This is a genomic window from Candidatus Methylomirabilis sp., assembly GCA_036000645.1.
Lineage (GTDB): Bacteria > Methylomirabilota > Methylomirabilia > Methylomirabilales > JACPAU01 > JACPAU01.
Genome location: DASYVA010000182.1, coordinates 1 through 5,719, shown reverse-complemented (window position 1 = coordinate 5,719; position 5,719 = coordinate 1). Strand labels below are relative to the sequence as shown.

Genomic DNA, 5,719 nt, shown 5'->3' with positions numbered 1-5,719 from the left:
CCGGACCCGCTTCGGGATGATGGGGGTGGCGATGAGCTGACAGTGGGGATGCTCCAGCGAAGCGCCGGCGGCTTCCCCGTGGTTCTTGAAGACCAGGATGTACTGGAACCGGGGGTCCTTCTTCAGGTCCACGATCCGGTCCCGGAAGGCCCAGAGGACGTCTTCCACCCGCTGTTCCGGCAGGGTGGCCAGTGTCGCCTCGTGCTCCGGCGTCTCGATGATCACCTCGTGGGCCCCGAGGCCGCTCATCTTGTCGTAGATCCCCTCCCCCTGCCGGTTCAGCTCCCCCTCGATCTGCAGGGCCGGGAACTTGTTGGCGACCACCCGGAGGTTCCAGCCGGCGCTGTTCGGGGGGCCGCCGTTGGGGCGGTAGGCCAGGATCTCCGGCGGGGTCTTGTCCTCGTTGCCGGGGCAGAAGGGACAGAACCCCGACCGCCGGCGGGGGGCCTCGGCGCTGAAGTCAGAGGGCCGCTTCCCCCGCTCCGTGGAGATGATCACCCAGCGGGACGTAACCGGATCCTTCCTGAGTTCGGGCATCGTGCGCGGTCCCTCCCGCGGACCTCGCGTCGCACAGTATCGGAGGGCCTTCCCGTTGTCAACGGTCTGGGCGGGGGCGGCGGCGCCTGGCGGGCCTCCCCATAGCAACGGCAACTCGGAGCAGGGTCAGGATCGCCGCCTGGGCTTCCGGAGGTGTCCCGTCCACGCTGGGGGCAGCCTGCCGGGTGATGCCGTCCCGGGCCCCGGCGGCGACGCAGGCCTCTCGGACCGCCGCCTCCACCGCCGGGTCCGGCAGGAGATCCTCCCGACCGGCCAGCAGGGCGAGGGCGGCCGCGACGGCAAAGGCCCCCCAATTCGAGGTGGCCGCCACCACCAGCGCCTCCGTGGCCACGCTCGAGAGGATGGTGCTGCCGCAGGGGCAAGCGCACCGGCGGCGGCGCAGGGCGGCCGGTGGCAGGGACCCGGCGACCAGGCCGAAGCCGACCTCATTCCCCCGATCCCCGATGGCCACCGTGAGGACTCCGGCCTCCTTGGCGGCGGCCACCAGTGAGGCGAGGGACGCATGCGAGGCCCCGACATCCTCGCCGCGCATATCGTGGATGACCCCCCGTTCGTTCTCGCCCAGTTTCTCCACCGCCACGAGCGCCGCCGGCCGGTGGCGGTCGAGCAGCGCGCCGGCCCCCCCGGGGGAGGGAGGGCCTTCGGGGAGAGCTTCCACGGAGGCCTCCAGGCCGGCAGCCCGGGCAGCCGCCTCGAGGGGGCGGACCATCCGGCCCTCCGTCAGCAGGACCGGCTTCGCCCGGCGCAGGCGGCGGAGCGCCTGGGCCAGGATGATCACCCCGGGCGGGCCATCCGTCTCCCCGTGCGGCAGGTGCGGGGGGGCCCCGGCTCCCGTGGCCAGCAGAATCACTGCCTCCTCCGGGACCCGGGCGAGGAGGGCGGCGGCGTGCCCCGCCAGGGGGCCCCCCTGGTGGCGCCGGGCGAGGGCGTGGAGCCGCAGCAGGAGGCGGCGTTCGGGGCCCGGGAGGGTGAGGGATCGGAGGCAGAGATCGTCCAGGACCTCGAGCGCGGGGAGGGAGGGCATGTGGTCGGTCCGGTCAGCGGATAATGACCCGGGCGGAGAGCCTGTTGCTCACATGCCCCTGGTCATCCACCACGAAGATCTCGTAAAGGTGCAGGCCTTCGCGCGTCCAGCGGAGCGTCTCCCGGGCCGTCCCCAGGGCCTGGCCGAAGTATTTGCGGCGGCTGAGCAGGACCGGCTCGAACCCCGTGGAGATGCTGAAATCGGCCACCTCGCTGACCGCCACGTACACGTCCACGATGTCGGCGTCCGCGTCGTTGAAGTCGAAGGCGAGGACCCCCGACTCCCCGGGCCTGGCCTCCTCCGGCACCACGCGCAGGTTGCTCACCCGGGGGACGCCGGGGGCGGGGGCGCTGCTGGGGAACCGCCCCCAGCCGCAGCCCGTGCCCAGCAGCGCGAGAACCAGGAGCAACAGCGCGCGGCAGCGGTATGCCATGAGCCCCCTCCACGATGCCCTTCCTCTCATCATAGCCCGGGGGCGCGGGGGTGTCTAGGCATCCGGGGGGGCTTCGAGGCGCAGGAGGAGATCCCCGACGGCGACGCGCTGCTGCGGGCGGACCCGGAGATCCACCACCGTCCCGGCGGCCGGCGCGGTCAGGTCGTGCTCCATCTTCATGGCCGAGAGCGTCAGGAGGCGCGCCCCGGCCCGGACCACCTCGCCCTGGCGCACGTGCACCGCGACCACCAGTCCCGGCAGGGGGCTCAGGACCGCCCCGGCTTCCCGCTTCCCCGCTTCCGTGGAATGGCCGACGAGGTGCTGCTCCCCCCCCACCGCCACGAGCCAGCCCTCTTCCACGGCCTGGACCGTCGCCCGGGTGACCTCCCCCTCCAGTGTGACAGTGTACTCCCGCTCGATGGCGCTGGCCGCGATGGCGGCCTCGAGACGGGCGAGCGCCTCGGCCGCCTCCCGCGCGGCGGCCTGGGCCTCCTCCACCGTGATCCGGATGAACCGGACGGCGTCCCCGGGGCGAGCCTGGGCCAGGGCCGGCACGTCCGCGCCGATGGCGGTGGCGATCTTGGGGTACCCTCCCGTCGTCTGCCGGTCGGCCAGGAGCACGATGGGCTGCCCCCCTCCCGGAACCTGGACCGCCCCGAGGGGGATGGCGTCGGAGAGAATGTCGGCCGACGCCCGATGACCGAGGCGGGGGCCCGTCAGGCGCATCCCCATCCGGTCGGCCTCCGGCGTGACTTCGTAGGACCTCCCGAAGAAGGTCTCGAGAGCCTCCTCCGTGAACGCGTCATCCTGGGGGCCGGGGACCACCCGGATAGCCCAGGGGGGAGTGAGGAGGGGACGGCCAGACGGTGGAAGGTGCCGGCCCCGGAGGCTGCCGAAGTCCGCGGTGACCGGTCCGGCCGCGAAGACATCACCGGCCCGCAGGGCACGGCCGCCGAGGCCCCCGAAGCCGAGGCGGATGCAGGTCGCCCGGCTCCCGAGGACAGGTGGGACCTCGATTCCTCCGTGCATGGCGAGGTACGCCCGCAGGCCGGCCCGGGGGGCATCGAGCCGGATCCGCTGGCCCGGCATCAGCCGGAGCGCGGTGAAGCACGGGACGGGGGTGTCGTCCCGGACGGTCGGGGCCTCCGCGCCGGCGAGTGCCACCACGCACTCCGCCATCGCCTCCAGGGTCAGGCCCCCGCCCGTGACCTCGAGGGCGGCGGCGTCCGGTGGGTTCCCCACCAGGGCGTTGGCCAGGCGGAGCGCCCCGGGGTCGAGGGCGCCCGAGACCGGGATCCCGAACTTCTGGTAGCCCGGCCGGCCCAGGTCCTGGACCGTGGTCAGGATGCCGGGATCAATCACCCGAAAAACCTCACCCATCGGACTCTCCGCGCCGAGCACGCTCGCGGCGCGCCTCGAACTCGTCGGGGGCGATGCGCACGAACTTCACCTGGTCGCCGGGCTGGATGAGGACCGGCACCTCCCAGCTCGGGTCGAAGAGGGTGAGCGGGGTGCGGCCGATGAGGCGCCAGCCCCCCGGGCTCTCGACCGGGTACACGCCGGTCTGGTTCCCGCCGATCCCCACGGAGCCTGCCGGGACACGCAGGCGCGGGGACGGGAGGCGGGGGGTGGTCAGGCGCTTCGGCATTCCCCCCAGGTAGGCGTAGCCGGCCGTGAACCCCAGCATGTAGACATGGTAGGTCGGGCGCGTGTGGAGGCGGATCACGGCTTCCTCGGTGAGGCCGCAGTGCTGCGCCACGAAGGCGAGGTCCGGGCCGTACTCCCCCCCGTAGACCGTCGGGATCGTCACGAGGCGGGAGGCCGGGAGGGGGATCTCTTCCAGCCGCTCGAGCAAGTCCTCTACCTTGAGGCGGAGGTCGGTCAGGGAGAAGGAGAGAGGGTCGTAGTAGATGGTCAGGGAGCGGTAGGTTGGGACGACTTCAATGACGCCCGGGAGGGCCGCTTTCTCCATGGCGAGAGCAAGAGCCCGGACCTTCCGGTTCAGGGGGAGGGCGATCCGGTTCCCGAACTCGACCGTGAGGGCGGCGTCGCCGGCCGGCAGGAACCTAGGCAACCAGATTCTCCAGGGGGACAACCTGGACTGAAGCCGCCTCCAGGGCCTGCCGGACACTCCGGGCGAGCACCGCCGCCCCCGGGGTATCCCCGTGCAGGCAGATGGTCTCAACGGTGATCGGGATGACCTTCCCCGTGACAGCGGTCACCCTCCCCTGGACCATGGCGAGGACCCGCGCGACCACGGCCTCGGCGTCGTGGATGACGGCACCCGGCACCTTGCGGGAGACAAGGGTCCCGTCCTCGTTGTAGGCCCGGTCGGCGAAGGCCTCCCGAGCGACCCGCAAGCCGACCGCCGCGGCCGCCCGCAGCAGCTCGGAGTCCGGCAGGCCCACCATGATGAGGCGACGGTCGAACTCGGCCATCGCCTCCGCGATCCCCAGGGCGATCTCCCGGTCCCGCACGGCGACGTTGTAGAGGGCGCCGTGCGCCTTCACGTGCTGGAGCGCCATCCCCTGGGCGGTGGCGAAGGCGTGCAAGGCGCCGAGCTGATAGAGCGTGTAGTCGCGGGCCTCCTGGCGGGTGAGGGCCATCTCCCGGCGGCCGAAGCCCAGGCGATCCGGGTAGGAGGGGTGGGCCCCCACCCGGACGCCGGCCGCCTTCGCCGCCGCCACCGTGTTCCGCATGACCGCGGGGTCGCCGGCGTGCCAGCCACAGGCCACGTTGATCGAGGTGACGTGCCGCATGATCTCGGCGTCCTCGCCCAGCGTGTAGCGGCCAAAGGACTCGCCCATGTCGCTGTTCAGGTCAATGCGCATCGTCCCCCACGCCTCCCTGCGCGGCGACCGGCCGCCGGCCCACCGCCCGCTCAGATCCCCAAGTAGACTTTGCGGATCAGCTCCGATTCCAGCAGCTCCGCGGCCGGCCCCGCGAGGGCCATCCGCCCGCTCTCGAGGACGAACCCGCGATCGGAGATCCCCAGGGCGAGCTGGACATTCTGCTCGATGAAGAGGACCGTCACCCCGGCCGCATTGATCTTCCGGATGATCTCCACGATCTCGGCCACCACCATGGGGCCCAGGCCGAGGAAGGGCTCGTCAATCATCAGGAACTTCGGGCGGGACATGAGTCCCCGGCCGATCGCCAGCATCTGCTGCTCCCCCCCGCTCAGGCTGTGCGCCAACTGGAGGCGCCGCTCCCGCAGGCGCGGGAAGAGGTCATAGACCCAGGCGAGGCTCTCCGCGCGGCCCGGGCGCGCCCGCTCCTGGTAGGCGCCTAGATGGAGGTTCTTCTCCACGCTGAGGTAGGGAAAGACCCGCCGCCGCTCCAGGATATGAGAGAGCCCCCGGGTCACGATCTGGTGGGTCGGAAGCTGATCCACCCGCTCCCCGCAGAACTCGATGCGCCCGGCTGCAGGGCGGACCAGGCCGGAGACCGCATTGATGATCGTGCTCTTCCCGGCGCCGTTGGGGCCGAGGAGGCAGGCGATCTCCCCCTCCCGCACCTCCAGCGAGACCCCCCAGAGGACCTGGAAGTCCCCGTAGAAGACCTCCAGGTCATGCACCGCGAGCATAGGCCGCGCCCAGGTACGCCTCGATCAGCCGCCGGTCCCGCACCACTTCCGCGGGCGGCCCCTCCGCGATCACCTCGCCGAGGTGCAGGGCCACGATCCGGTCGGCCAGGGCCATGAT

Annotated in this window: 8 protein-coding genes; all 8 read right to left on the bottom strand. The window is 72.2% G+C overall.

Translation table 11 applies throughout. The annotated features are described in order from the left end of the window. Positions 1 to 537, bottom strand: a 537-nt coding sequence (locus VGT06_10285; GenBank protein ID HEV8663511.1) for a DUF4931 domain-containing protein, incomplete at its 3' end; no start/stop codon positions are given. A gap of 58 nt (positions 538 to 595) precedes the next feature. Continuing rightward, on the bottom strand, positions 596 to 1,582 hold the full coding sequence (locus tag VGT06_10280; protein ID HEV8663510.1) for a glutamate cyclase domain-containing protein: 987 nt from the start codon (positions 1,580 to 1,582) through the stop codon (positions 596 to 598). Between the two features lie 13 nt (positions 1,583 to 1,595). Next, on the bottom strand, positions 1,596 to 2,015 hold the full coding sequence (locus tag VGT06_10275; protein HEV8663509.1) for a hypothetical protein: 420 nt from the start codon (positions 2,013 to 2,015) through the stop codon (positions 1,596 to 1,598). Positions 2,016 to 2,069: 54 nt separating this feature from the next. Continuing rightward, a complete protein-coding gene (locus VGT06_10270; protein HEV8663508.1) occupies positions 2,070 to 3,395 on the bottom strand; it encodes a 5-oxoprolinase/urea amidolyase family protein in 1,326 nt (441 codons plus the stop codon). Further along, positions 3,388 to 4,089 (bottom strand): 5-oxoprolinase subunit PxpB, encoded by a 702-nt coding sequence (gene pxpB, locus VGT06_10265; GenBank protein ID HEV8663507.1) that lies wholly within the window; start codon positions 4,087 to 4,089, stop codon positions 3,388 to 3,390. Before pxpB ends, VGT06_10270 begins: the two co-directional genes overlap by 8 nt. Beyond that, a complete protein-coding gene (locus VGT06_10260; protein HEV8663506.1) occupies positions 4,082 to 4,846 on the bottom strand; it encodes a 5-oxoprolinase subunit PxpA in 765 nt (254 codons plus the stop codon). Before VGT06_10260 ends, pxpB begins: the two co-directional genes overlap by 8 nt. 50 nt (positions 4,847 to 4,896) lie before the next feature. Next, positions 4,897 to 5,601: an ABC transporter ATP-binding protein gene (locus tag VGT06_10255; protein HEV8663505.1), complete on the bottom strand. Its 705-nt coding sequence runs from the start codon at positions 5,599 to 5,601 to the stop codon at positions 4,897 to 4,899. After that, complete coding sequence (locus tag VGT06_10250) at positions 5,585 to 5,716, bottom strand: hypothetical protein (protein HEV8663504.1); 132 nt, start codon at positions 5,714 to 5,716, stop codon at positions 5,585 to 5,587. Before VGT06_10250 ends, VGT06_10255 begins: the two co-directional genes overlap by 17 nt. Between the last annotated feature and the right edge of the window lie 3 nt (positions 5,717 to 5,719).

Excerpts from the sequence above, each read along its gene's own strand:
- VGT06_10270 (HEV8663508.1), bottom strand. The coding sequence starts at position 3,395 with ATGGGTGAGGTTTTTCGGGTGATTGATCCCGGCATCCTGACCACGGTC.
- VGT06_10255 (HEV8663505.1), bottom strand. The coding sequence starts at position 5,601 with ATGCTCGCGGTGCATGACCTGGAGGTCTTCTACGGGGACTTCCAGGTC.
- VGT06_10280 (HEV8663510.1), bottom strand. The coding sequence starts at position 1,582 with ATGCCCTCCCTCCCCGCGCTCGAGGTCCTGGACGATCTCTGCCTCCGA.
- VGT06_10260 (HEV8663506.1), bottom strand. The coding sequence starts at position 4,846 with ATGCGCATTGACCTGAACAGCGACATGGGCGAGTCCTTTGGCCGCTAC.
- VGT06_10250 (HEV8663504.1), bottom strand. The coding sequence starts at position 5,716 with ATGGCCCTGGCCGACCGGATCGTGGCCCTGCACCTCGGCGAGGTGATC.
- VGT06_10275 (HEV8663509.1), bottom strand. The coding sequence starts at position 2,015 with ATGGCATACCGCTGCCGCGCGCTGTTGCTCCTGGTTCTCGCGCTGCTG.